Annotated in this window: 24 protein-coding genes; 13 read left to right on the top strand and 11 right to left on the bottom strand. The window is 72.3% G+C overall.

All coding sequences use genetic code 11. The annotated features are described in order from the left end of the window. Positions 1-17 precede the first annotated feature (17 nt). Positions 18-755 carry a hypothetical protein gene (locus tag J1792_RS29195; RefSeq protein ID WP_086571506.1) on the top strand — a complete coding sequence of 246 codons (738 nt, stop codon included), beginning with the start codon at positions 18-20 and terminating at the stop codon, positions 753-755. Here the strand turns inward: J1792_RS29195 and J1792_RS29190 are convergent. The 4 genes from J1792_RS29190 to J1792_RS29175 all read right to left on the bottom strand — a co-directional run bounded on the left by J1792_RS29190 (position 722) and on the right by J1792_RS29175 (position 5,603). Further along, positions 722-1,441 carry a hypothetical protein gene (locus J1792_RS29190; RefSeq protein ID WP_179198957.1) on the bottom strand — a complete coding sequence of 240 codons (720 nt, stop codon included), beginning with the start codon at positions 1,439-1,441 and terminating at the stop codon, positions 722-724. The genes J1792_RS29195 and J1792_RS29190 overlap by 34 nt on opposite strands. Beyond that, a complete protein-coding gene (locus J1792_RS29185) occupies positions 1,438-3,204 on the bottom strand; it encodes a phosphatidylglycerol lysyltransferase domain-containing protein (RefSeq protein WP_207248555.1) in 1,767 nt (588 codons plus the stop codon). The genes J1792_RS29190 and J1792_RS29185 overlap by 4 nt, the downstream gene beginning before the upstream one ends. Before the next feature lie 73 nt (positions 3,205-3,277). Next, entirely contained in the window at positions 3,278-4,324 is a 1,047-nt protein-coding gene (gene cobT / locus J1792_RS29180; RefSeq protein WP_207248554.1) for a nicotinate-nucleotide--dimethylbenzimidazole phosphoribosyltransferase, read from the bottom strand. Between the two features lie 79 nt (positions 4,325-4,403). After that, positions 4,404-5,603 carry a bifunctional adenosylcobinamide kinase/adenosylcobinamide-phosphate guanylyltransferase gene (locus tag J1792_RS29175; RefSeq protein WP_179199134.1) on the bottom strand — a complete coding sequence of 400 codons (1,200 nt, stop codon included), beginning with the start codon at positions 5,601-5,603 and terminating at the stop codon, positions 4,404-4,406. Between the two features lie 114 nt (positions 5,604-5,717). On the opposite strand from J1792_RS29175, the gene J1792_RS29170 reads away from it, so the two are divergent. Next, on the top strand, positions 5,718-5,930 hold the full coding sequence (locus J1792_RS29170) for a hypothetical protein (RefSeq protein ID WP_207248553.1): 213 nt from the start codon (positions 5,718-5,720) through the stop codon (positions 5,928-5,930). 106 nt (positions 5,931-6,036) lie between these two features. Here the strand turns inward: J1792_RS29170 and J1792_RS29165 are convergent, their stop codons facing one another. Together J1792_RS29165 and J1792_RS29160 are read right to left on the bottom strand one after the other, a co-directional pair. Next, positions 6,037-6,753 carry a class I SAM-dependent methyltransferase gene (locus tag J1792_RS29165; RefSeq protein WP_179199133.1) on the bottom strand — a complete coding sequence of 239 codons (717 nt, stop codon included), beginning with the start codon at positions 6,751-6,753 and terminating at the stop codon, positions 6,037-6,039. An 83-nt stretch (positions 6,754-6,836) separates the two neighbouring features. After that, a complete protein-coding gene (locus J1792_RS29160; RefSeq protein ID WP_207248552.1) occupies positions 6,837-7,430 on the bottom strand; it encodes a DUF3043 domain-containing protein in 594 nt (197 codons plus the stop codon). 249 nt (positions 7,431-7,679) lie between these two features. Here J1792_RS29160 and J1792_RS29155 point away from each other — a divergent pair, with 249 nt between their 5' ends. From J1792_RS29155 to J1792_RS29140, 4 genes are all read left to right on the top strand, one after another. Beyond that, entirely contained in the window at positions 7,680-8,477 is a 798-nt protein-coding gene (locus J1792_RS29155; protein WP_086575149.1) for a PspA/IM30 family protein, read from the top strand. Positions 8,478-8,587: 110 nt separating this feature from the next. Continuing rightward, positions 8,588-8,866: a PspA-associated protein PspAA gene (pspAA, locus tag J1792_RS29150; RefSeq protein ID WP_086575147.1), complete on the top strand. Its 279-nt coding sequence runs from the start codon at positions 8,588-8,590 to the stop codon at positions 8,864-8,866. A 77-nt stretch (positions 8,867-8,943) separates the two neighbouring features. Further along, the gene (locus J1792_RS29145; RefSeq protein ID WP_207248551.1) at positions 8,944-10,263 is read left to right on the top strand and encodes a sensor histidine kinase; all 1,320 of its coding nucleotides are present in this window, start codon (positions 8,944-8,946) and stop codon (positions 10,261-10,263) included. Then, a complete protein-coding gene (locus J1792_RS29140) occupies positions 10,260-10,946 on the top strand; it encodes a response regulator (RefSeq protein ID WP_086574066.1) in 687 nt (228 codons plus the stop codon). The genes J1792_RS29145 and J1792_RS29140 overlap by 4 nt, the downstream gene beginning before the upstream one ends. 74 nt (positions 10,947-11,020) lie before the next feature. On the opposite strand, the gene nadA is transcribed toward J1792_RS29140, so the two are convergent. Beyond that, positions 11,021-12,208 (bottom strand): quinolinate synthase NadA, encoded by a 1,188-nt coding sequence (nadA, locus tag J1792_RS29135; RefSeq protein WP_086574064.1) that lies wholly within the window; start codon positions 12,206-12,208, stop codon positions 11,021-11,023. Between the two features lie 243 nt (positions 12,209-12,451). Here nadA and erpA point away from each other — a divergent pair, with 243 nt between their 5' ends. Next, positions 12,452-12,808, top strand: coding sequence for an iron-sulfur cluster insertion protein ErpA (gene erpA, locus J1792_RS29130; RefSeq protein ID WP_086574063.1), 357 nt, complete (start codon positions 12,452-12,454; stop codon positions 12,806-12,808). 98 nt (positions 12,809-12,906) lie between these two features. Here the strand turns inward: erpA and J1792_RS29125 are convergent, their stop codons facing one another. Together J1792_RS29125 and J1792_RS29120 are read right to left on the bottom strand one after the other, a co-directional pair. Continuing rightward, complete coding sequence (locus J1792_RS29125) at positions 12,907-14,466, bottom strand: hypothetical protein (RefSeq protein ID WP_207248550.1); 1,560 nt, start codon at positions 14,464-14,466, stop codon at positions 12,907-12,909. A gap of 117 nt (positions 14,467-14,583) precedes the next feature. Next, complete coding sequence (locus J1792_RS29120) at positions 14,584-14,796, bottom strand: hypothetical protein (RefSeq protein WP_086573973.1); 213 nt, start codon at positions 14,794-14,796, stop codon at positions 14,584-14,586. Between the two features lie 175 nt (positions 14,797-14,971). Here J1792_RS29120 and J1792_RS29115 point away from each other — a divergent pair, with 175 nt between their 5' ends. Beyond that, the gene (locus J1792_RS29115; RefSeq protein WP_086573975.1) at positions 14,972-15,946 is read left to right on the top strand and encodes a carbohydrate kinase family protein; all 975 of its coding nucleotides are present in this window, start codon (positions 14,972-14,974) and stop codon (positions 15,944-15,946) included. Positions 15,947-15,989: 43 nt separating this feature from the next. Here the strand turns inward: J1792_RS29115 and J1792_RS29110 are convergent, their stop codons facing one another. Further along, a complete protein-coding gene (locus J1792_RS29110) occupies positions 15,990-17,378 on the bottom strand; it encodes a cysteine desulfurase/sulfurtransferase TusA family protein (RefSeq protein ID WP_086573977.1) in 1,389 nt (462 codons plus the stop codon). 304 nt (positions 17,379-17,682) lie between these two features. Between J1792_RS29110 and ctaC the strand changes: the two genes are divergently transcribed. From ctaC to J1792_RS29090, 4 genes are all read left to right on the top strand, one after another. After that, positions 17,683-18,654 carry an aa3-type cytochrome oxidase subunit II gene (gene ctaC / locus J1792_RS29105; RefSeq protein ID WP_086573979.1) on the top strand — a complete coding sequence of 324 codons (972 nt, stop codon included), beginning with the start codon at positions 17,683-17,685 and terminating at the stop codon, positions 18,652-18,654. Continuing rightward, positions 18,651-20,378 carry an aa3-type cytochrome oxidase subunit I gene (ctaD, locus tag J1792_RS29100; protein WP_086573981.1) on the top strand — a complete coding sequence of 576 codons (1,728 nt, stop codon included), beginning with the start codon at positions 18,651-18,653 and terminating at the stop codon, positions 20,376-20,378. Before ctaC ends, ctaD begins: the two co-directional genes overlap by 4 nt. Beyond that, complete coding sequence (locus tag J1792_RS29095; protein WP_086573983.1) at positions 20,375-20,773, top strand: cytochrome c oxidase subunit 4; 399 nt, start codon at positions 20,375-20,377, stop codon at positions 20,771-20,773. The genes ctaD and J1792_RS29095 overlap by 4 nt, the downstream gene beginning before the upstream one ends. Before the next feature lie 116 nt (positions 20,774-20,889). Continuing rightward, positions 20,890-22,137, top strand: coding sequence for a L,D-transpeptidase (locus J1792_RS29090; RefSeq protein WP_086573999.1), 1,248 nt, complete (start codon positions 20,890-20,892; stop codon positions 22,135-22,137). Between the two features lie 3 nt (positions 22,138-22,140). Here J1792_RS29090 and J1792_RS29085 read toward each other — a convergent pair whose 3' ends face one another. Continuing rightward, positions 22,141-22,542 (bottom strand): hypothetical protein, encoded by a 402-nt coding sequence (locus J1792_RS29085; protein ID WP_086573985.1) that lies wholly within the window; start codon positions 22,540-22,542, stop codon positions 22,141-22,143. Between the two features lie 216 nt (positions 22,543-22,758). On the opposite strand from J1792_RS29085, the gene ctaE reads away from it, so the two are divergent. Next, positions 22,759-23,379 carry an aa3-type cytochrome oxidase subunit III gene (ctaE, locus tag J1792_RS29080; protein ID WP_071963529.1) on the top strand — a complete coding sequence of 207 codons (621 nt, stop codon included), beginning with the start codon at positions 22,759-22,761 and terminating at the stop codon, positions 23,377-23,379. Positions 23,380-23,398 lie beyond the last annotated feature (19 nt).

Here is a 23,398-nt window from a genome sequence, read left to right as displayed (position 1 = left end):
CGGGAGCGGGAGTTGCGATGGGTCACTGGCTGGCACGCAACATCGTCGAGCCGGGCAAGCTGCCGCTGCTGCTGGCGCTGGCCGCGTTCGTGCTGACGTTCCTGGTGACCCGGGTCATCACCCGGCTGATCCGGGCCGGGAGGGGGCCCTTCCGCAACATCCGCCCGGGCGGGATGCACGTCCACCATGTGGTGCCCGGCGTGGTGCTGATGGTGGTCGGCGGCTTCGGGGCGGTGGCCGAGGGCCGGCACGGCTTCGGCGCGTCGGTGGCCGCCGTGCTGTTCGGCATGGGCGCCGGGCTGGTGCTGGACGAGTTCGCGCTCGTGCTGCACATGGACGACGTCTACTGGACCGAGCAGGGCCGCAAGAGCGTGGAGATCGTGGTCCTGACCGCCGCGCTGGTGGGCCTGGTGCTCTGCGGCTTCGCGCCGTTCGGGGTCAACGAGCTGACGCCGGACGAGCTGCAGAACCGCACCATCGTGGTGACCAACACCCTCGCCAACTTCCTGCTGGCGCTGTTCGCCCTGGCCAAGGGCAAGCCGCGGCTCGCGCTGATCGGCGCCGTGGTGCCGCTGGTGGCCATCGTGGCCGCGGTGCGGCTGGCCCGGCCGGGATCACCGTGGGCGCGGCGCTTCTACCGGCGCCGGCCCCGCGCCCGGCGCCGGGCACGGCTGCGCGCGTACCGCCACGACGCGCGCTGGTCGGCGGTGCGGCGCAGGATTCACGATCTGGTGGCGGGCGCGCCGGACCGCTGACCCGGCTGCCGGTGGGCGTCGCGGCGGGGCTTGCGGCGCCGCCGGAGCTCGTCCAGGCCGCACAGCACGAGCATCGCGGCGACGGCGGCGACGTGCTCCTTGCCCGCCAGGTTGGGCTTGAGGAGCACCTCCACGGCCATGGCCAGCACCACCAGGGAGCAGGTGAACCAGGCGCGGTAGCGCCAGGAGACGTACATCGCCAGGCCCACGACGGCCGCCGACGGCCCGGTGTCGATGACCTTCGCGGCCTCGGCCGGCAGCCCGAAGGGCGAGTCCGGGCCGGTGGCCACGGCCAGCCGCGCGTACATCGTCCCCGCGAGGGTGGCGACGTAGGCGACGGTCAGCGTGCGCCACCGGCCCACCGCGCACTCGGCGATGCCGAGGACGAGCAGGACCTGGGCCAGCGCCCCCCATACCGGCAGGTCGAGCGCGGGCACGAACAGCGACAGCGGCGTGCGCAGCAGCGCGAGCCACCAGGGGAGCTGGGCCTGTACGGAGCCCAGCCGCTGGACGGGGCCGAAGCCCCAGGGCTGGTTCTGGACGATCTGGAAGACGGCCGTGAGGGCCACGGCCGAGAGCGTCATGGGGACGGCCCTCAGCCGCTTTCGGGTGAGGGTCCCCCACACGGCCGTGTACAGGGGACCCCATTCGGTGCGCGCGGCGCGGAGCAGCGCCGCGCGCTTCATCGCCGGCTCTCCAGGTGCTTGCGGTTGAGCCACTTGGGCAGGCCGGGGGCCTCCAGGAAGCCCTCGGCGCGGGCGCTGGCGATGCCGATGCGCAGCAGGTCACTGCTCTTCTCGAACAGCATGAAACGAGGCTCCCAGATGGGGCGGTACTTCGCATTTGCTCGGTAGAGCGATTCGATCTGCCACCAGCGGGAGAAGAAGCTCAGCAGCGAGCGCCACATCCGCAGCACCGGACCCGCGCCGAGCCGGGAGCCGCGCTCGAAGACGGAGCGGAACATCGCGAAGTTCAGCGAGACCTGAGTGATGCCCAGGGATCTCGCCCGCTGGAGCAGTTCGATGACCATGAACTCCATCAGGCCGTTCTCGGAGTCCCGGTCACGGCGCATCAGGTCCAGCGACAGGCCCTTGGGGCCCCAGGGCACGAAGCTCAGCAGGGCGCGCAGCTCGCCGTCGCCGTCATGGCACTCCAGCATCATGCAGCGGCCGTCGTCCGGGTCGCCCAGCCGGCCCAGCGCCATGGAGAAGCCGCGCTCGGTCGCGCCGTCGCGCCAGTCGTCGGCGCGGCGCAGCAGCTCGGCCATCTCCTCGTCGGGGATGTCCTCGTGCCGCCGGACGGTGACGGTGTACCCGGCGCGCTTGACCCGGTTGTAGGCCTGGCGCACGGTCCGCATGGCCCGGCCCTCGAGGGTGAACTCGGCGGTGTCCACGATCGCCTCGTCGCCCAGCTCCAGGGCGTCCAGGCCGTGCCGGGCGTAGATCGTGCCGCCCTCCTCGCTCGCGCCCATCACGGCCGGGATCCAGCCGTGCTCGCGCGCCTCGGTCAGCCACGGCTCGATGGCCCCGGGCCAGGCCTCGGGGTCGCCGATGGGGTCGCCGGAGGCCAGCGAGACGCCGCCGACGACGCGGTAGGTGACCCCCGCCTTGCCGGAGGGGGACCAGATGACGCTCTTCTCGCGGCGCAGGGCGAAGTAGCCGAGAGAGTCGCGGTCGCCCCAGCGCTCGAGCAGGCCGCGCAGCCGCGACTCGTCCTCGGCGGTGAGGGCGTCGGTGGCGCGGCGGGAGCGGAAGGCCGCGAAGAGCACCAGGATCAGCAGCGCCGTGCTCATCACGTTGATGACGACGTTGACCCAGCCGGGGGGAGCGATGCCGGCGTAGCGCTGGTCGTCGGCGGCGATCGTGATCAGCCGCATGACGCCGTAGTGCCAGCGGTCCAGGAAGGTGGAGCGCTGTTCGTCGGTGGACTCGTTGGTGACGGTGACCAGGGCCGCGGCGAGCAGCGAGGTGACGAGCAGGCCGACCGCGGCGACGGCGGTGGCGAGCTTGGGGTTGGAGCGGTCGCCCTTGGCGTAGAACTCGCGGCGGCCCACCAGCAGGGAGAGCACGAACAGCGCGGTGGCCACCAGCGAGAACCAGTTCAGGCCGTGCCGGCGGAACTCCGGGAAGGCCATCACGAACACCAGGAGCAGCAGGAGCAGCCCGGAGAGCACCAGGTTGAGGATCCACGCGGCCCGCTTGCGCCGGCGCATGGTGATCGCCAGGAGCAGCGACACCACCGCCGGGGCGAAGCCGGCCGACAGCAGGTAGGGAGTGAAGAACTCGTCGACGTTGTGCCGCCGGACGTCGGCGCCGAAGGACACCCAGACCGCGCCGAGCAGATTGACGAACGTAACGGCGCGCAGGTACCACACGGCGAACGACGCGGCGCGCCGCTGCCAGGGGCCGCCGCGGGCGCCCTCATCCGGAGTCAAGCGGATATCTCCCATGAAAAGTGGCCATATGGGGCTCTTGTTCGGCGGGATCCGGGCGCTCGCGACCCCGCCGGCACGGCCGGCGTCGTCAGGAGCGCTCGGGGAGCTCCGCCGCCAGGGCCGCGGCCGCCTGCACCAACGGCAGAGCCAGCAGCGCCCCTGTCCCCTCGCCCACTGTGACGCCGTGGTCCAGCAAAGGGTTGAGCGCCATCCGGTCGAGCGCCTTCGCCTGCGCCGGGTCGCCGCTCGCCTGCCCGGCCAGCCACCAGTCCGGCGCCCGGAACGCCACCCGCTGGGCCACCAGCGCGCACGCCGCGGTCACCACGCCGTCCAGGATCACCGGGGTGCGGCGCACCGCGCTCTGCAGCAGGAAACCGGTCATCGCCGCCAGGTCCGCGCCGCCCGTCGCGGCCAGCAGCTCCATCTGGTCGCCCAGCACCGGGCGGGCCCGGCGCAGCCCGTCGCGGATCGCGGCGCACTTGCGCATCCACGCCAGGTCGTCGATGCCGAAGCCGCCGCGCCCGGTGACCACCGACGCGTCCGTCCCGCACAGCGCGGCCACCAGGATTCCGGCCGCCGTGGTGCCGCCCACGCTCAGGTCGCCGAGGACCACCAGGTCGGTGCCGGAGTCGGCCTCCTCGTCCGCCACGGCCATCCCGGCCCGGAACGCCCGCTCCGCCTCCTCGACGGTCAGCGCGTCCTCGATGTCGACGCGGCCCGAGCCGCGCCGCACCCGGTGCCGGGTGACGTCCTCGGGCAGGTCGGCCGCGTCGCAGTCGACGGACATGTCCACCACGCGCAGCTCCGCCCCGAACCGCCGGGCCAGCACGGCCGCCGGGCTCACCCCGTCGAGCACGGCCCGCACCAGCTCGTGCGCCCCGCCGGCCGGGCCGCCGGAGACGCCGAGCTTGGCGACGCCGTGGTCGCCCGCGAAGAGCAGCACCCTGGGCCGCTCCACCGGCTTCACGGGCAGCGCGCCCTGCGCGGCGGCGAGCCACTCGCCGAGCTCGTCCAGCCGCCCCAGCGCACCGGCCGACGGGACGAGCCGCTCACGGCGTTCCTCGGCGTCCCGCCGGACGCCGGCGTCGGGGCGCTCGATCAGCGTGGCGAAGTCATCAAGATTCAGACTGCTCATCCGCGACACACTACCCGTGGGGGCCTGGGCAACCGGGGTTGCCGGGGGTTCGGGCGGGGCGGCCGTGCCGTAGGGGGCCCTAGCCGCGCAGGGTCAGCGCCTGCCCGGCCACCACCAGCACGACCTGTTCGCACTCGTCGCCCACGGCGGCGTTGAGCCGGCCCAGCTCGTCGCGGAAGCGGCGGCCCGACGCCGACGCCGGGACGACGCCCGAGCCGACCTCGTTGCTCACCACGACCACCGTGCGGCCGGTGGCGCGTATCGCGGCCACCAGCTCCCCGACCCGCCCGGCCAGCTCGGCCGCCCCGCCGTCGGCCCACCGGGCGTCGTCCCACGCGCCGACCGAGTCCATCGCGTCGGTCAGCCACAGCGCCAGGCAGTCGATCAGCAGCGGCGGGCCCTGCTCCGCCAGCAGCGGCACCAGGTCGCAGGTCTCGGCCGTGCGCCAGGAGCCCGGCCGCCGGTCGCGGTGGCGGGCCACCCGCTCCGCCCAGTCCGCGTCGCCGTCGCGGGTGCCGCCGGTGGCGACGTAGAGCACCTCGGGGAACGACTCCAGCCGCCGCTCGGCCTCCACCGACTTGCCCGAGCGCGCCCCGCCCACCACCAGCGTCCGCCGGGGCACGTCCGGCACGGCGTGGTAGTCGCCGACGGACAGCGTCGTGCCGTCCGGCACCGCGCGGGCCCCCGCCGCCGCCAGCCGCCGGTGCAGCTCGGGCCCCGGCGGGACGTCGTGGTCCAGGTGCACCGCGATCACGTCCGTGGTCGCCCCGACCGCGCCCGTCTCCCGCAGCCGGGCCAGCGCGTCGGGCCGCCCGACGACGTCGAGCAGCACCATGTCGTACGGGCCGACGTGCCCGGGCAGCCCGGCCGGGCCCCCGCCGGGGGCCAGGTACAGCAGCCGCTGCCCGTCCGGCGACGTCACCTCGTACCCCGTGCCCGGCGCGTCCAGCGCCATGGCCCGCACCCGGTGGCCGCTGATCACCGACAGCTCGCGGCCGTCGGGCACCCGGCCCGGCGCGGGCAGCCCGGCCGGGAACTCCACGGCGGGGCCGTCGTTCGGGTGCGAGAGCAGCACCTGCCGCACGCCCGCGATGGAGTGCCCGGCGCGGGCGGCGGCGAACGCCGGCCCCGGGGTGAGGTCCAGCAGCAGCGCGTCGTCCACGAGCAGCGAGGTCGCCGCCCGCGCCGCGTCGCCGACGGCGACGGCACAGGCGGCGCAGGGGCAGCCGGGGCGCGGCAGCCCGTCGGGGGCTCCGGTGCCCAGGAGAGTCAGTTCCACCCCCTGATCGTCTCGCGTCCCCGCGCGGCGGGCGCGCGGGGCTCACCCTTTCTCGTTCCCGACGGGCCGTTAGGCTGCGGGACGGACACTCACTTCAGCCCCCAGGAGGCGGACATGGTGTGGACGTGGCGGTTCGAGAAGAGCGACGGGAGCGAGACGCCCCCGGCGCTGGAGCCGGAGGAGTTCACGACGCAGGGTGACGCGGAGTCCTGGATCGGGGAGAACTGGAAGGACCTGCTGGAGGGCGGGGTGGACCAGGTGCGCCTCTTCGAGGACGACACGGAGATCTACGCGGCCCCGATGAGCCTGCACGCCGCCGCGGAGTGACCCACGCCGCCGCGGAGTGACCGACGTGCGAAGACCGCCGGCCGGACCCCTTTTTCCCGGGGTCCGGCCGGCGGTCTTCGCACGTTCTTCTGTTGCTCTTCTGTTCCTACGAGCCGCCGCGCACGCCGCACAGGTGCAGCAGGGCCGCCACCGCGCGGTACGGGTCGGTGCGCCCGGCCCGGTCCTCGGCGGCCAGCAGGCGCTCCAGCTCGGCGCCGACGGGCGGCGCCTGGTCGTCGGCCGCCAGGTCGGTGAAGACGCGCACGCCGTACCAGGCCTGCAGCGGGGCCCCGATCCCGGCGAGCGTCGCGGTCAGCGCCTCCAGCCGGTCCGCGCGGGCCTCGACGCCGATGCGGTTGGTGTAGGCGGGGGAGTCGAAGGCCGCCAGCGCGGTGTCCCAGTCGCCCGACAGGCCCGGCCGCATGGCCAGGGCGTCGGCGTTGCGCACCACCAGCGAGAGCACCCCGCCCGGGGCGAGCACCCGGGCCAGGCCCGCGAGCAGCGGATCCGGCTCGGCCACGTACATCAGGACGCCGTGGCACAGCACGACGTCGAAGGTGCCGGGCAGGAAGTGCGCGCCGGTGTCACGGCCGTCGCCCTCCACGATGCGCACGCGCTCCTGGATGCCGGCCGGCTCGGCGGACAGCGCGAGGCGCAGCGCCTCGACCATCCGCGGATCCGGCTCCAGACCCGTCACCTCGTGCCCGGCCCGGGCCAGGCGCAGCGCCTGGGTGCCCTGGCCGGGGCCGACGTCGAGGACGCGCAGCCGCCGGCCGACCGGGAAACGGGCGGCTATCTGTTCGTCGGTCTGGCGGGCGACCAGCTCCTGGCGAACGATGTTCCGCAGCCCCCCGAGGCCCTCGAGCCACCCCCACGCGCCACCGCCGAAGCCGGGCGCGAAGGCGCTCAGGGCTTCGCCCCGCGCTTGACCTTCGGCTTGGGCAGGCGCAGGCGGCGCATCTGCAGCGTGCGCATCAGGGCGTACGGGACGGCACCGCGGGTGTTCTCGTCCGGGAAGCGCTGCTTGAGGGCGCGCTTGAAGGTGAGGGCGGTGACCACCGAGTTGATGACGATCAGCACGATCACCACGAGCCACGCCAGCAGCACATAGCTCTGGAAGGCACCGCGGTTGATCATGCTCAGGATGAGGATCAGCACGGCCAGCGGCAGGAAGAACTCCGCCACCGAGTACCGCGCGTCCACGAAGTCACGGGCGAAGGACCGCACCGGGCCCTTGTCGCGGGCGGGGAGATACCGCTCGTCCCCGCTCGCCAGCGCCTCGCGCTGCTTGGCCAGGTCCACGCGGCGCGCCTCGCGCTGCCGCTTGGCGGCCTCCTTGCGGTTGGCGGGCGTGCTCGCCAGGGAGCGGCGCTGGGCGGAGGCCTCACTCCGCTTGGGGGTGGGTCGGCCCTTGGGGGCCTGCGGATCACGGGGCTTCTTGGGCTGGTCCGCTGTCACCTCGGGGGTCGCGGCCTGCGCTTTCGAACGGCTTCGGAACACAGAACCCAAGGGTACGGGGTCCGGGCGTCCCGTTCGGGCACGATCCGGCAACGGAGTGCGGCCGCCGCCGGCGCCGCCCCGCCCCCTACTCCTCGCGCCGGAGGGCGGGGGGTGCTGATCGTCCTGCAGGAGGAGCGCATCCACGGCCGAACAGTGCGGTAATGGAAGCAGGGCCCGTACTGTGGGTTCTGAAGGATGTGCTGGAGCCTAAGCCCGATCAGTTCGGTCAGAAGGGGGCGCGCGAGGCCCATGAGCGGTGTCATGAAGCGGATGGGAATGATCTTCCGCGCAAAGGCCAACAAGGCCCTGGACCGGGCCGAGGATCCCCGCGAGACCCTCGACTACTCGTACCAGAAGCAGCTCGAGCTCCTGCAGAAGGTGCGCCGCGGCGTGGCCGACGTCGCGACCTCCCGCAAGCGCCTGGAGCTCCAGCTCAACCAGCTGCAGAGCCAGTCCTCCAAGCTCGAGGAGCAGGGCCGCAAGGCGCTCGCGCTGGGCCGGGAGGACCTGGCGCGCGAGGCGCTGACCCGCCGGGCCGCCCTGCAGCAGCAGGTCAGCGACCTCGAGACGCAGCACCAGACCCTCCAGGGCGAGGAGGAGAAGCTCACGCTCGCCTCCCAGCGCCTGCAGGCCAAGGTCGACGCCTTCCGGACGAAGAAGGAGACCATCAAGGCCACCTACACCGCCGCCCAGGCCCAGACCCGCATCGGCGAGGCCTTCTCCGGCATCTCCGAGGAGATGGGCGACGTCGGCATGGCCATCCAGCGCGCCGAGGACAAGACGGCCCAGCTGCAGGCCCGCGCCGGCGCCATCGACGAGCTCCTCGCCTCGGGCGCGCTCGACGACCCGACCGGCATGGCCAAGGACGACCTCACCGCCGAGCTGGACCGCATCTCCGGCGGTTCCGACGTGGAGCTGGAGCTCCAGCGGATGAAGGCCGAGCTGGCGGGCGGCAGCGGCGGCCGGCAGCAGGCGATCGAGGGCGGCTCCGCGGGCCAGGCGCAGCAGAACCACCCCCAGGACCAGCCGCGCTTCGACAAGGGCTGACCCACGGGACGACGGGCAGGCACGGGCCGGGCGGCTACGAGCCGACCCGGGCGGGAGCTGGCAGACTCGGCTCGCAGGCATCTCACTCGCCCTACGCAAGGGAGACCGTCGTGATCGTACGGATCATGGGGGAGGGCCAGGTGAGGCTGGCCGACAGCCACTTCACCGAGCTCAACACGCTGGACGACGAGCTGCTCGAGGAGATGGAGAGCGGCGACGAGGAAGGCTTCCGGCGCACGCTGGGCGCCCTGCTCGACGCCGTTCGCCGCCTGGGCACGCCACTGCCCGACGACGCGCTCGAACCCTCCGAACTGATCCTGCCCGCGCCCGACTCCTCCCTGGCCGACGTCCGCGCGATGCTCGGCGACGACGGCCTCATCCCCGGCTGACACCGGGCTCCGCACCGCACATCCCCGGCTCCCCGCCGCAACCACCCGATGCCGGCCCGCCCCCGATCGGTACCGCGATGACCTCCCTCGCCGCCACGGGCCTCGCCCGCCCGCACCGCTGGCTGCGCGCCCATCCCCTGGCCGCCGACACCCTGCTGGCCGTCCTCGTCCTCGGCCTCGTCCTGGTCGGCGTCTACCTCGGCCCGCGCACCGCCGCCCATCCGCCCGGCCTCGTCTTCGCCCTGCTGGCCACGGCCGCCTGCGCGTCGCTCGCGCTGCGCCGCCGGGCGCCGCGCGCGGTGCTGGCCCTGACCGCCGCGCTGACGGTCGTCGCGACCGTCACCGCCCACGACGGCGGGCCCCCGCGCACCCAGGTCGCCACCGCCACCGCGGTCGCCCTCTACACCGTCGCCGCCCGCACCGAGCGGCCCACCGCCTGGCGGATCGTCGCGGTGACCGTCGCCGTCGTCACCGCCGCCGTCATGCTCTTCGGCCCGCCGCCCTGGTACGCCCAGGAGAACCTGGGCCTCTTCGCCTGGACCGGCATGGCGGGCGCGGCGGGCGACGCCGTCCGCAGCCGGCGGGCCTTCGTCGCCGCGATCGAGGAACGGGCGGTACGGGCCGAACGCACCCGCGAGGAGGAGGCCCGGCGCCGCGTCGCCGAGGAACGGCTGCGCATCGCCCGCGAGCTGCACGACGTCGTCGCCCACCACATCGCCCTGGTCAACGTCCAGGCCGGGGTCGCCTCGCACATCATGGACAGCCGTCCCGAGCAGGCCAAACAGGCCCTCGCGCATGTCCGCGAGGCCGGCCGCTCGGCCCTGGAGGAACTGCGCGCGACCGTGGGCCTGCTGCGCCAGTACGGCGACCCGGAGGCCCCCACCGAGCCGGCCCCCGGCCTCGGCGTCCTCGACCAGCTCGTCGACGGCTTCGCCCGGGTGGGCCTGCGCGTGGAGGTCGCGGCGGCCTCCACCCTGACGGAGAGGTCCGGCACCGCGACGGGCGCCGCCGGGGCGGCGGCCGTCCTCGGCCCGCTGCCCGGCGCGGTCGACCTGACCGCCTACCGGGTGCTGCAGGAGGCGCTGACCAATGTGCACAAGCACGCGGGCTCCGGCGCCCGCGCGGAGGTCGCCCTGCTGCGCAGCGCGGACAGCCTGCACCTGACCGTCCTGGACGACGGCGGCGACGGGCCCGGCCGGGCCCCGGAGGGCGGCGCGGCGGGCGACGCGTCCGGCGGCGGCCACGGCCTGATCGGCATGCGCGAGCGCGCCACCGCCCTGGGCGGCGTCTGCGAGGCGGGCCCGCGCGGCGGGGACGCACCCGGCTTCCGGGTGCGGGCGGTGCTGCCGCTGCAGGCCCGTACGGGTGATGTGCGGCCCCTAGGGTTTGACGCATGACTGAGCCGATCACCGTCGTCCTGGCCGACGACCAGGCGCTGCTGCGCAGCGCGTTCAAGGTGCTGGTGGAGTCGGAACCGGACATGAGGGTGGTGGGGGAGGCCGCGGACGGGGCGCAGGCGGTCGAGCTGGCCCGGGCGCATGTGCCGGACGTGGTGCTGATGGACATCCGGATGCCCGGGACGGACGGCCTCGCCGCGACGCGGGAGATCTGCTCTGACCCGGCGCTGGCGGCGGTGCGGGTGCTGATGCTGACGACGTTCGAGGTCGACGAGTACGTGGTGCAGTCGCTGCGGGCCGGCGCCTCGGGCTTTCTGGGCAAGGGGGCGGAGCCGGGGGAGCTGCTGGCCGCGATCCGGGTCACGGCGGCGGGCGAGGCGCTGCTGTCGCCCGCGGCGACCAAGGGGCTGATCGCGAAGTTCCTGGCCCAGGGGGATCCCGCCGACCGCCCGGCCGGTGCCGCCGCGGTCCGGCTCGACACGCTCACCGGCCGGGAGCGCGAGGTGCTGGTGCAGGTGGCGGGCGGCCTGTCGAACGACGAGATCGGCGAGCGCCTGACGGTCAGCCCGCTGACGGTCAAGACGCATGTCAACCGCGCCATGGCGAAGCTGGGCGCCCGGGACCGGGCGCAGCTGGTGGTGATCGCCTACGAGTCGGGGCTGGTGCGGCCGAGAACGGACTGAAGGCCCCCGGACGCGAAGACGCCGGCCGGACCGCTCGGGGCGGTCCGGCCGGCGTCGGCCAAGACGGGCGCGGGCTACGGAAGCGCCAGCATCCGCTCCAGGGCCAGCTTCGAGAAGCTCGCGACCTCGGGGTCGACCTCGATGCGGTTGACGACCTTGCCGGCCGCCAGCGACTCCAGCGCCCAGACCAGGTGCGGCAGGTCGATGCGGTTCATGGTCGAGCAGAAGCAGACCGTCTTGTCGAGGAAGACGATCTCCTTGCCCTCACCGGCGAATCGATTCGCCAGGCGGCGCACCAGGTTGAGCTCCGTGCCGATGGCCCACTTGGAGCCGGCCGGGGCGGCCTCGAGGGTCTTGATGATGTACTCCGTCGAGCCGACGTAGTCGGCCGCCGCGACGACCTCGTGCCGGCACTCGGGGTGCACCAGGACGTTGACGCCCGGGATGCGCTCGCGCACGTCGTTGACCGAGTCCAGCGAGAAGCGGCCGTGCACCGAGCAGTGCCCGCGCCACAGGATCATCTTCGCCGCGCGCAGCTCCTCGACGGTCAGGCCGCCGTTCGGCTTGTGCGGGTTGTACAGGACGCAGTCGTCCAGCGACATGCCCATGTCGCGGACGGCGGTGTTGCGGCCCAGGTGCTGGTCGGGCAGGAAGAGGACCTTCTCACCCTGCTCGAAGGCCCAGTTCAGCGCCCGCTCGGCGTTGGAGGAGGTGCAGATGGTGCCGCCGTGCTTGCCGGTGAAGGCCTTGATGTCCGCCGAGGAGTTCATGTACGAGACCGGGACGGTCACGTCGGCTATGCCCGCCTCGGTCAGCACGTCCCAGCACTCGGCGACCTGTTCGGCGGTGGCCATGTCGGCCATCGAGCAGCCGGCGGCCAGGTCGGGCAGCACGACCTGCTGGTCGCTCGTGGTGAGGATGTCCGCGGACTCGGCCATGAAGTGCACGCCGCAGAAGACGATGTACTCGGCGTCCGGCCGGGCGGCGGCGTCGCGGGCGAGCTTGAAGGAGTCGCCGGTGACGTCCGCGAACTCGATGACCTCGTCGCGCTGGTAGTGGTGGCCGAGGACGAAGACCTTGTCCCCGAGCTTCGCCTTGGCCGCGCGGGCACGCTCCACCAGGTCCGGGTCGGACGGCGCCGGCAGGTCGCCGGGGCACTCCACGCCGCGCTCGCTGCGGGGGTCGGACTCGCGGCCGAGCAGCAGGAGGGCGAGGGGCGAGGGGGAGGGGGCCTGGAAGTCCAAGGGCTGGGCGGTGGTCACGACACGCACCCTTTCTGTTCTGCGGACGGCCGTTCGGGCCTTGTCGTCAATTTGACGCTATCTATCATAACCCCTTCACGTCAGTTTGACGATGATGATCGCGTCGATGTGACACATTCCCGATCCGTCCAGGGGTGTGCGAGCATGAAAAGCGGAAGTCAGTTCAGGCCCGGAATGAATCCGGGACGCCGGCGGTTGCTGCCACAGGCAAGCAGTCCGCACCAAGACCCGGGAGTGAAGCAGATGTCCGTACAGGACGAGAAGACCACTGTGAGCGACGGCATCCTCCTGTCCGACGCCGCGGCCGCCAAGGTCAAGACCCTGCTGGAGCAGGAGGGTCGTGACGACCTCGCCCTGCGCGTCGCCGTCCAGCCCGGTGGCTGCTCCGGCCTGCGCTACCAGCTCTTCTTCGACGAGCGCGCGCTCGACGGTGACGTCGTCAAGGACTTCGACGGCGTCAAGGTCGTCACCGACCGCATGAGCGCCCCGTACCTGCACGGCGCCTCGATCGACTTCGTCGACACCATCGAGAAGCAGGGCTTCACGATCGACAACCCCAACGCCACCGGCTCCTGCGCCTGCGGCGACTCGTTCAGCTAAAGCGGCCCGCCCGGCTTCGACAGGAAGCCGCGGGACACGCGAGAAAAGGGGCGGCACCCACCGGTGCCGCCCCTTTCGCCTGCCCGGCTGCCTGCCGGCTACTTGCCCTGCCGCTCCCGTACGGTCTCGCCGTTGCTGACGTCCACGACCTTGCGGTCACCCAGCGGCTCGTCCAGCGTCACCGTCGTCTCCATGCGCTTGGCGATCATCACGCAGGCCCGGCCCGGCTCCTTCTCGGTGCCGGTGATCTTGACCGTCGCCGCCGACGAGGACTGCTCGACGGAGGCCGCGTAGGTGCTGCAGACCCCGCCCCAGAAGTGCAGGACGAGCTTCTTGCCGTCGTCCTCGGTGGTGTACGCGTCCACCCGCACCGGGGACGACGAGGCCGGAGCGGTGGCCGACGGACCGCCGGGCCGCGTCGAGGGCGCCTTCGCGACGAACTTCGGGTCGATCGCCGGCTGGGCGATCGTGACGGTGTCGGCCTTGTCGTCCGCGCCCGGCATCTTCGCGGTGAACAGCCACGACGGCACCAGCGCCTGGCGGCCGGAGACCGACTGCGCCGACAGCCCGAAGACCGCGCCGGTCACCGTCACCGGCTCCCGTCCGTCCCGCTTGCCCTCGCAGGGGGCGTCACCGGCACCGTCCCCGTCCCGGAACGGAACCGCCGTCGCGCAGCCCCCGACGGCCACCCGGCCGGTGCCCGCTCCCCGGTTCAGCTCCTCCAGCGCCTTGCGCGCGGTGGTCAGTGGGTACGCCGCGCCCTTCTTCGGCGTCTGCAGGCGCCCGCTGCCGCCGACGACCTGCGCGTCCGCGCCGACCTGCAGGCTGGTCTGCCAGCCGTAGGTGGGAGTGGAGTTGACCACAGGGTCGGCGGTGACGGTCCGTACCGCGCCGTGGACCGCCGTCGCGCCCACCTTCGCGCCGTCCTGCCCCAGGGCCTTGAACACCGGGGCGACCACGCTCTTCGCCTTCTCCTCCGACACCGGCCCCGCGGCCGCCGGGTCCGTCCCGGGCGAGCCGTCACGGAAGGAGGGGCACGCCGGCGCCGGCGAGTCCAGGCCGGGGGAGGCGCCCGAGGAGCCCTGCTCCTTCGGCCCCCCGCCCGGCGGGTGGGCGCAGGAGGTGCCGCCCGGCACGCCGTACTTCGAGTACGCCCAGTCGCCCGGCCCCTGCCGGCTCACCTGCAGCGTGGGCCCGGCCGCGTCGGGGCCGCCGCCGACCGTCCAGGTGTCCTTGACCAGCCGGGGGGTGCCCCGCACGTCCAGGGCCTTGGCCAGGGCGGCCACCTCGGCGCCGGAGACCTCGCTCCCCGGCAGGTGCACGGGCGCCGTCCGGGGGCCGTCGGGCAGGCTGCCCGACGCCCGGTAGCGCACGCCGCGCGGGTCGGGCTCGCCCGGCGCGATGCCCTGGGAGGCGCCGCCGCCGGCCGTGCCGGACGGGTAGCCGTCGAGCGCCAGCGGGGCGGGGGTACCGCTCGCGCCGGACGCGCCCGGCGCGCCCCGCCGCCGTCGCCGTGCCCGGCGGTGGACGCCCAGTACGCCCCGCCGCCCCCGGCCAGCCAGCAGCACCGCCGCCGCCACCGATGCCACCGCCAGCGGGGAGTGCTTCCGCTGCCGTTTGTCGGGGCCACCGCCCGGAGTGCCGCCCTCGGTGCTCACCGCATCGCTCCTTCGCTCCGCTCAAACTTCAGTACTGCCGCATCCCCCGAGAGGGGGACACCGCTTGGACGGAGCGCAGGAGCGAGCGGTTCCAGTGTGTCCTCCGGTGCGGCGCCGTCAGTCGCCGTACTCCGACATTCCGTCCAGCAGCCGGGCCGACCGGGCCGGCACCCGGACCCCGTGGATCAGCGACAGGGGCGTGTGCGCGGCGGGCGCCGGGGCGGCCACCGTGGTGCCGGTCCAGTGCGGGGCCATCCGGGCGCAGTCCCTGCGCAGATCGGCCAGCGATTCCGGCTCTCTGGGCGTGACGTCCTTCACAGTCTTCGGCATACCCGCACCGTACGCACGCCGGTGCGCGGTACGTAAGACCTACTATTAGGTAGATCTGCCCACCGACCGGCCGGAACCGGACCTGGTGGATGTCCGGGGAACCGGTAGCGTGGTGTGGCTCTTCTCGTTGTTTTTCGTTCTCCATCACCGCCTCGCCACCAGGAGCAGATCCGTCGTGCGTATCGCTGTCACCGGCTCCATCGCCACCGACCACCTGATGACCTTCCCCGGCCGCTTCGCCGATCAGCTCGTGGCCGACCAGCTGCACACGGTCTCCCTCTCCTTCCTGGTCGACGAGCTCGACGTGCGCCGTGGCGGCGTGGGCCCCAACATCTGCTTCGGCATGGGCGTGCTCGGCCTGCGTCCGGTCCTCGTCGGTGCCGCCGGCGCCGACTTCGCGGACTACCGCGCCTGGCTGGACCGGCACGGCGTCGACACCGCCTCGGTGCACATCTCCGAGGTCCTGCACACCGCGCGCTTCGTCTGCACCACCGACAGCGACCACAACCAGATCGCGTCCTTCTACACCGGCGCGATGAGCGAGGCCCGCCAGATCGAGCTGCAGCCGGTGGCCGACCGGGTCGGCGGCCTGGACCTGGTGCTGATCGGCGCGGACGACCCCGAGGCGATGATCCGCCACACCGAGGAGTGCCGCGCCCGCGCGATCCCCTTCGCCGCCGACCCCTCCCAGCAGCTCGCCCGGATGGACGGCGACGACATCCGCGTGCTGATCGAGGGCGCGACGTACCTGTTCACCAACGAGTACGAGAAGGCGCTCATCGAGTCCAAGACGGGCTGGACGGGCGAGGAGATCCTCTCCAAGGTCGGCACCCGCATCACCACGCTGGGCGCGCGCGGCGTGCTCATCGAGCGGGTCGGCGAGCAGCCGATCGAGGTCGGCTGCGCCGAGGAGGAGGCCAAGGTCGACCCGACCGGCGTCGGCGACGCGTTCCGCGCGGGCTTCCTGGCCGGCGTGACCTGGGACCTGTCCCTCGAGCGCGCCGCGCAGCTGGGCTGCATGCTGGCCACCCTCGTCATCGAGACCCTGGGCACCCAGGAGTACGAGCTGCGGCGCGGGCACTTCATGGAGCGCTTCACCAAGGCCTACGGCCAGGAGGCGGCCGCCGAGGTCCAGGCCCACCTGGCCTGATCCCCCGGCGCGGGAGGGGGCGGCGCTCACCGCCCCCTCGCCGTCAGGTGCGGCGCCGCACCGTGTACGCGACCCCGGTCTCCGCCGGGCGCTCGCCCACGTACTCCTGGCCGCGCATCGAGCACCACGCCGGAATGTCCAGGCGCGCCGCCTCGTCGTCGGACAGGACGGTCACGAGGCCGCCCACCGGAACGTCCCCGATCACCTTCGCCAGCTCGATCACGGGGATCGGGCACCGCTTGCCGAGCGAGTCGACCACCAGCTCCTCGCCGGCCCCGGGCGCGGCGGCCGGAGCGGTGGCCGCCGGCGCGCCCAGCGCCTCGCGCACCGACGCGACGACCCCCGGCAGGACGCCGAGGAAGGCCTCCACGTCCTCCGGCGACGTGCCACGCGGCAGCGACAGGCGCACATTGCCCTCCGACAGCACGCCCATCGCCTGGAGCACATGGCTCGGCCGCAGGGTGCTGGAGGTGCACGACGAGCCCGAGGAGACCGAGAAGCCCTCGCGGTCCAGCGCGTGCAGCAGCGTCTCGCCGTCCACGTAGAGGCAGGAGAACGTGACCAGGTGCGGCAGCCGTCGCACGGGGTCGCCGACCACCTCCACGTCCGGTACGAGCCCGGGCACCCGGGACCGTACGCGCTCCACCAGCGCCCGCAGCCGGGCGTCCTCGGCCGCCGCCTCCGCGCGCACCGCCCGCAGCGAGGCCGCGGCCGCCACGACGGCGGGCAGGTCGGGGAAGCCGGGGGAGCGGCCCGACTCCCGTTCGTCCGCGGGCCCCTGGGCGGCGAACCGCACCCCCTTGCGCACGGCCAGCAGGCCCACCCCCGAGGGGCCGCCCCACTTGTGCGCGCTGGCCGTCAGCAGCGACCAGCCCGGCGCCACCGGGCCCCAGCCGAGCGACTGGGCCGCGTCCACCAGCAGCGGCACCCCCGCCGCCCGGCAGGCCTCGGCCACCTCGGCCACCGGCTGCTCGGTGCCGACCTCGTGGTTGGCGGACTGCAGCGCCGCGAGGGCGGTGTCCGCCCGCAGCGCGGCCGCGTACGCCGCCGCGTCGACGCGGCCGGCGCGGTCCACCTCCACCTCGGTGACGGTGCCGCCCGCCGCGCGCAGGGCGTCCGCCGAGTGCAGTACGGCGGAGTGCTCGACGGCGGAGACGACCAGATGGCGGCCCACCCGGCGGCGTCCGGCGAGGGCGCCGGCAATGCCGTCGTGCAGCGCGCGTGTCCCCGAAGGAGTGAACACGAGCTCGTCGGGGCGACAGCCGACGGCCTCGGCGGCGGCCTCGCGGGCGGCGTCGAGCAGCAGCCGGGCCCGGCGGCCCTCCCGGTAGAGCCGGGCCGGGTCGGCCCAGCCCTCGTCGAGGGCGGCCAGCAGCGCCTGGCGGGCGACCGGGTGCAGAGGAGCGGCGGAGGCCGCGTCGAAGTAGGGCACGGAAGAAACGCTAACTCCCGTCGCCGGTACGGCCCGCGGCCGCCGCGGCGCCGGCCCCGCCACGCCCCCTGTGACCAGGCAGCACACGGCGCTGACGGTCCTCCAGATGGTCGCCGGAGCCCCATATTCCACCGGTTCGGGGAGTGGTCCGGCGCGTTGGGCACCCTCCCCGCGCGGCCCCAAATAGCGTCCAGTAGGGTTTGGTCCGCATAAACATCCAAACCCCTGCCCGCAGCGGGCCGGCGACCGACCAGCGAGACGGCCGCAGCCGGCCGCACGGGCGAGACTCTCGGGAAGGCGCTACGTGAGTCCCAACGGCTCCGACCGCTCGTCGCGGCGCCCGGTGCGGCGGAAGCTGCTGCAGGCGCTGGCCGCGGGCGCTGTCCTGGCGACCGCCACCGGTTGCACATCGAAGGACTTCCCCCGCCTCGGCATGCCAACGCCCGTCACGGAAGAGGCGCCGCGGATCCTCTCCTTGTGGCAGGGCTCGTGGGCGGCAGCGCTCGCCACGGGCGTACTGGTGTGGGGCCTGATCCTGTGGAGCGTCATCTTCCACCGGCGCAGCAGGTCCAAGGTGGAGATCCCCACCCAGACCCGGTACAACATGCCCATCGAGGCGCTGTACACCGTGGTCCCGATCATCATCGTCTCGGTGCTCTTCTATTTCACCGCGCGCGATGAGAACAAGCTCCTGACCAACCCTGACAAGCCGCAGCACGTCATCAACGTGGTGGGCTTCCAGTGGAGCTGGGCGTTCAACTACATGGAGAACGTCGACGGCAACACCGCCACTCCGGCGAAGCCGCTCCGTGAGAACAAGGAGCTCGACGCGATCCCGGACCGGTTCCTGAACAAGGCACCGCAGGGCGCCGAGGGCGTCTACGAGGTCGGCGTTCCGGGTGACCGGAACCCGCAGACGGGCAACCCGGGCCCGACCATGTGGCTGCCCAAGGGCGAGACGGTCCAGTTCGTCCTCACCTCGCGGGACGTCATCCACTCCTTCTGGGTGGTGCCGTTCCTGATGAAGCAGGACGTCATCCCGGGGCACACCAACAGCTTCACGGTGACCCCCCAGAAGGAGGGCACGTACCTGGGCAAGTGCGCCGAGCTCTGCGGTCAGGACCACTCGCGGATGCTCTTCAACGTCAAGATCGTCTCTCCTGAGCGATACCGGGCGCACCTGAAGGAGCTGGCGGCCAAGGGCCAGACCGGTTACCAGCCGGCGGGTATCGCGATGACGGATCACGCGAAGAACGCGGAGACCAAGAACAAGTGAGCATCCTCAACGAACCCCAGGGTGCCGCCGCCGCAACAGCCACGGCAGCACCACCCGTACGCCAGAAGCAGCCCGGTAGTCAGGTCATCAAGTGGCTCACCACCACCGACCACAAGACGATCGGCACGCTCTACCTGGTCACGTCGTTCGCGTTCTTCTGCATCGGCGGCCTGATGGCGCTCCTCATGCGCGCCGAGCTGGCCCGTCCCGGCACGCAGATCATGTCGAACGAGCAGTTCAACCAGGCGTTCACGATGCACGGCACGATCATGCTGCTGATGTTCGCGACGCCGCTGTTCGCCGGATTCGCGAACTGGATCATGCCGCTGCAGATCGGCGCGCCCGACGTGGCGTTCCCGCGGCTGAACATGTTCGCCTACTGGCTCTACCTCTTCGGCTCGCTGATCGCGGTGGCCGGGTTCCTCACCCCGCAGGGTGCGGCCGACTTCGGCTGGTTCGCCTACTCCCCGCTGTCGGACGCGGTCCGCTCGCCGGGCGTCGGCGCCGACATGTGGATCATGGGTCTGGCCTTCTCGGGCTTCGGCACGATCCTCGGTTCGGTCAACTTCATCACCACGATCATCTGCATGCGCGCCCCGGGCATGACGATGTTCCGCATGCCGATCTTCACCTGGAACGTCCTGCTGACCGGTGTGCTGGTCCTGCTGGCCTTCCCGGTGCTGGCCGCCGCGCTGTTCGCCCTGGAGGCGGACCGTAAATTCGGCGCCCATGTATTCGACGCGTCCAATGGCGGCGCGTTGCTGTGGCAGCACCTCTTCTGGTTCTTCGGCCATCCCGAGGTGTACATCATCGCCCTGCCGTTCTTCGGCATCATTTCCGAGGTCATTCCGGTGTTCTCCCGGAAGCCGATGTTCGGTTACTGGGGCCTGATCGCGGCGACGATTTCGATCGCCGGTCTGTCGGTGACCGTGTGGGCGCACCACATGTACGTCACCGGTGGTGTGCTGCTGCCGTTCTTCTCCTTCATGACCTTCCTGATCGCGGTCCCGACCGGTGTGAAGTTCTTCAACTGGATCGGCACCATGTGGAAGGGCTCGCTGTCCTTCGAGACCCCGATGCTGTGGGCCGTCGGCTTCCTGATCACCTTCACCTTCGGTGGTCTGACCGGCGTCATCCTGGCCTCGCCGCCGATGGACTTCCACGTCTCCGACTCGTACTTCGTGGTCGCGCACTTCCACTACGTCATCTTCGGCACCGTGGTGTTCGCGATGTTCTCCGGCTTCCACTTCTGGTGGCCGAAGTTCACGGGCAAGATGCTGGACGAGCGTCTGGGCAAGATCACCTTCTGGACGCTGTTCGTGGGCTTCCACGGCACGTTCCTGGTGCAGCACTGGCTGGGTGCCGAGGGCATGCCGCGTCGTTACGCGGACTACCTCGCCGCCGACGGCTTCACCACGCTGAACACCATCTCGACCATCAGCTCCTTCCTGCTGGGCCTGTCGATCCTGCCGTTCTTCTACAACGTCTGGAAGACCGCCAAGTACGGCAAGAAGGTCGAGGTCGACGACCCGTGGGGCTACGGCCGCTCGCTCGAGTGGGCGACCTCCTGCCCGCCGCCGCGGCACAACTTCCTCACGCTGCCTCGCATCCGCTCCGAATCCCCGGCGTTCGATCTGCACCACCCGGAGATCGCGGCGCTGGAGATCGAGGAGAACCTCGCCGCTGACAAGGCCCTCGCGGGTGGCAAGGAGGCCGGCAAGTGAAGATCCAAGGCCGGATGTTCATCTGGCTCTCCGTCTTCATCCTCGCCATGGCGATCGTCTACGGCATGTGGGCGAAGGAGGCGGCCGGTACGACCGCCCTCTTCATGGCCTTCGGCCTGTGCGTCATGGTCGGCTACTACCTGGCGTTCACCGCGCGCCGGGTGGACGCCGGTGCCCAGGACGACAAGAACGCGGACGTCGCCGACGACGCCGGTGAGCTGGGCTTCTTCGCCCCGCACAGCTGGCAGCCGCTGTCCCTGGCCGTCGGTGGAGCGCTCGCCTTCATGAGCATCTGCTTCGGCTGGTGGCTGATGTACTTCTCGGCGCCGGTCATCCTGGTCGGACTCTTCGGCTGGGTGTTCGAGTTCTACCGCGGCGAGAACCAGAACCAGTAGGTTCCCCCGCGAACGTTCGGGCCCCGCACACCTCACGGTGTGCGGGGCCCGATGCGTTTCCACCCGTTTGCGGCCCTCAGGAGGCCGTATGACCGGATTCTTCCTATCGTGTGACCATGGGTCATACACCTCGACGCCGCACGGTGCCCGCCGGCGCCCTGCTGCTGGTCTCGCTGGTTCTGGGGGCCTCCGCGTGCGGGGGCTCGTCCAATCCCCTGGCCGACCCGCCGTACGACGCGACCGGCCAGGTCAGGGTCACCGGCTCGCAGGAGGGTCACAAGGCGGACCCCAGCAAGCCCCTGGAGGTCGAGACCTCCGGCGGCGACCGGATCACCGACGTGACCGCCACCGACGCGGCCGGACGCTACGTCAAGGGCGAGCTGGCCGCCGACGGCTCGCGCTGGCACAGCACCGGCGCCCTCGCCGCCGGGGCCCACTACACCGTGCGGGTCAGCACGGAGGACGAGGACGGCGCCCAGGGGCGCCGGACGATCGGCTTCGACACCAACCCGGCCGACCGGCTGCTCAGGGTCTCCTTCGGCCCGCAGAACGGCACCTACGGCGTCGGACAGCCCATCACCGCCGAACTCAGCGAGCCCGTCCAGGACCCGGCCGCGCGCGCCGTGGTCGAACGCACCCTCAGGGTCGAGTCCACGCCCGCCGTCCAGGGCGCCTGGCACTGGATCGACAACCGCACCCTGCACTACCGCCCGGCGGAGTACTGGCCCGCGCACGCCACGATCGACGTGCGCGCCACCCTCGACGGCATCAAGGTCGGCGGCGGCCTCTACGGCGGCCCCTCCAAGCCCGTACGGCTGACCACCGGCGACCGCGTGGAGGCCGTCACCGACGCCGCCGGGCACTACATGACCTTCACCAGGAACGGCGAGGTGCTGCGCACCATCCCCGTGACCACCGGCAAGCCCGGCTACGCCACCCGCAACGGGGTCAAGGTGATCCTGGGCCGGGAATCCTTCGTACGGATGCGCGGCACCAGCATCGGCATCGCCGAGGGCAGCGAGGACTCCTACGACCTGCCGGTCTACTGGGCCACGCGGGTGACATGGAGCGGCGAATACGTGCACGCCGCCCCCTGGTCCGAGGGCTCGCAGGGCATGGACAATGTCAGCCACGGCTGCACGGGCATGAGCACCGCCAACGCCAAGTGGTTCTTCGACAACGTCCGGGTCGGCGACATCGTCAAGGTCGTCGGCAGCGCCGGCGCCACCATGACGCCCTTCGACAACGGCTTCGGCGACTGGAACATGCCCTGGAAGCAGTGGCGCGAGGGCAGCGCCCTGGTGGGCGGCAAGCGCGAGGGCACCGGCCCCGCCGACATGGCCCGGATGCGGCCGAGGCTGTAGGCGTCAGGCGTCCACGCCGAGCCGCTCGCGCAGCAGCCCGGCCAGGGCGTCGGCGAACGCCACCGGGTCCAGCGGGTGGGTGACGGCCGCGTCCGCGCGGCTCCAGGTGGCCAGCCAGGCGTCCTGTGGACGGCCGATGAGCAGCAGCACGGGCGGGCAGCGGAACACCTCGTCCTTCAGCTGCCGGCACACGCCCATGCCGCCCGCGGGGGCCGTCTCGCCGTCCAGGACGCACACGTCGATCCGGCGCTCCCGAAGGGTCCGCAGCACGGCGGGCAGCGTCGCGCACTCCACGTACTCCACGGCCGGCACGTCCGGGGCCGGGCGCCGTCCCGCGGCCAGCCGCACCTGCTCCCGCGTGTTCGCGTCGTCGCTGTAGACCAGCACCGTGGCGGTCGGCTGCATCGTTCCTCCATGCTCGTGGGCAGGTGGGGCCGTTGTGCGCGGATGCTACTCCGCCGGGCCCCCGCAGGAGGAGGGTTCGGCAGGGCCCGCGGGGCCCCGGAAGCGCTCCTTCCTCCCTTTGGGGGACCGTCCCAATGGGCCGTACGAGCTGGGCATACGGTCTTGACACACCGAACGGCACCCCCCGGAGTGAGCGCGAGATAAGCGACCGACATAATGTCGGTCGTGGCGACAGCAACAGCAACAGATACCGGGCACGCACACCCGTCGGTCAATCGACCGAACCTCACCAGCGTCGGAACCATCATCTGGCTGAGTTCCGAGCTGATGTTCTTCGCGGCCCTCTTCGCGATGTACTTCACCCTGCGATCGGTGACCGGTGCCGAGCACTGGAAGGAAATGGCGTCCGCGCTGAACCTTCCGTTCTCGGCCACCAACACCACGATCCTGGTGCTCTCCTCCCTCACCTGCCAGCTCGGCGTGTTCGCGGCCGAGCGTGGCGACGTGAAGAAGCTGCGCATGTGGTTCGTGGTCACGTTCGTGATGGGTGCCATCTTCATCGGCGGCCAGGTCTTCGAATACACCGATCTGGTCAAGGAGGAGGGCCTCTCCCTCTCCTCCGACCCGTACGGCTCGGTGTTCTACCTGACGACCGGCTTCCACGGCCTGCATGTGACGGGCGGTCTCATCGCCTTCCTGCTGGTCCTGGGCAGGACGTACGCGGCCAAGAGGTTCACCCACCACCAGGCCACGGCGGCCATCGTCGTGTCCTACTACTGGCACTTCGTCGACGTGGTGTGGATCGGCCTCTTCGCCACGATCTACTTGATCAAGTAATCGGTCCCGTCCCGCACCG

The sequence above is a fragment of the Streptomyces triculaminicus genome, assembly GCF_017349075.1.
Classification (GTDB): Bacteria; Actinomycetota; Actinomycetes; order Streptomycetales; family Streptomycetaceae; genus Streptomyces; species Streptomyces triculaminicus.
Note: the sequence above shows the minus strand (reverse complement) of the source record. Positions and strands in the feature narration are given on the sequence as shown.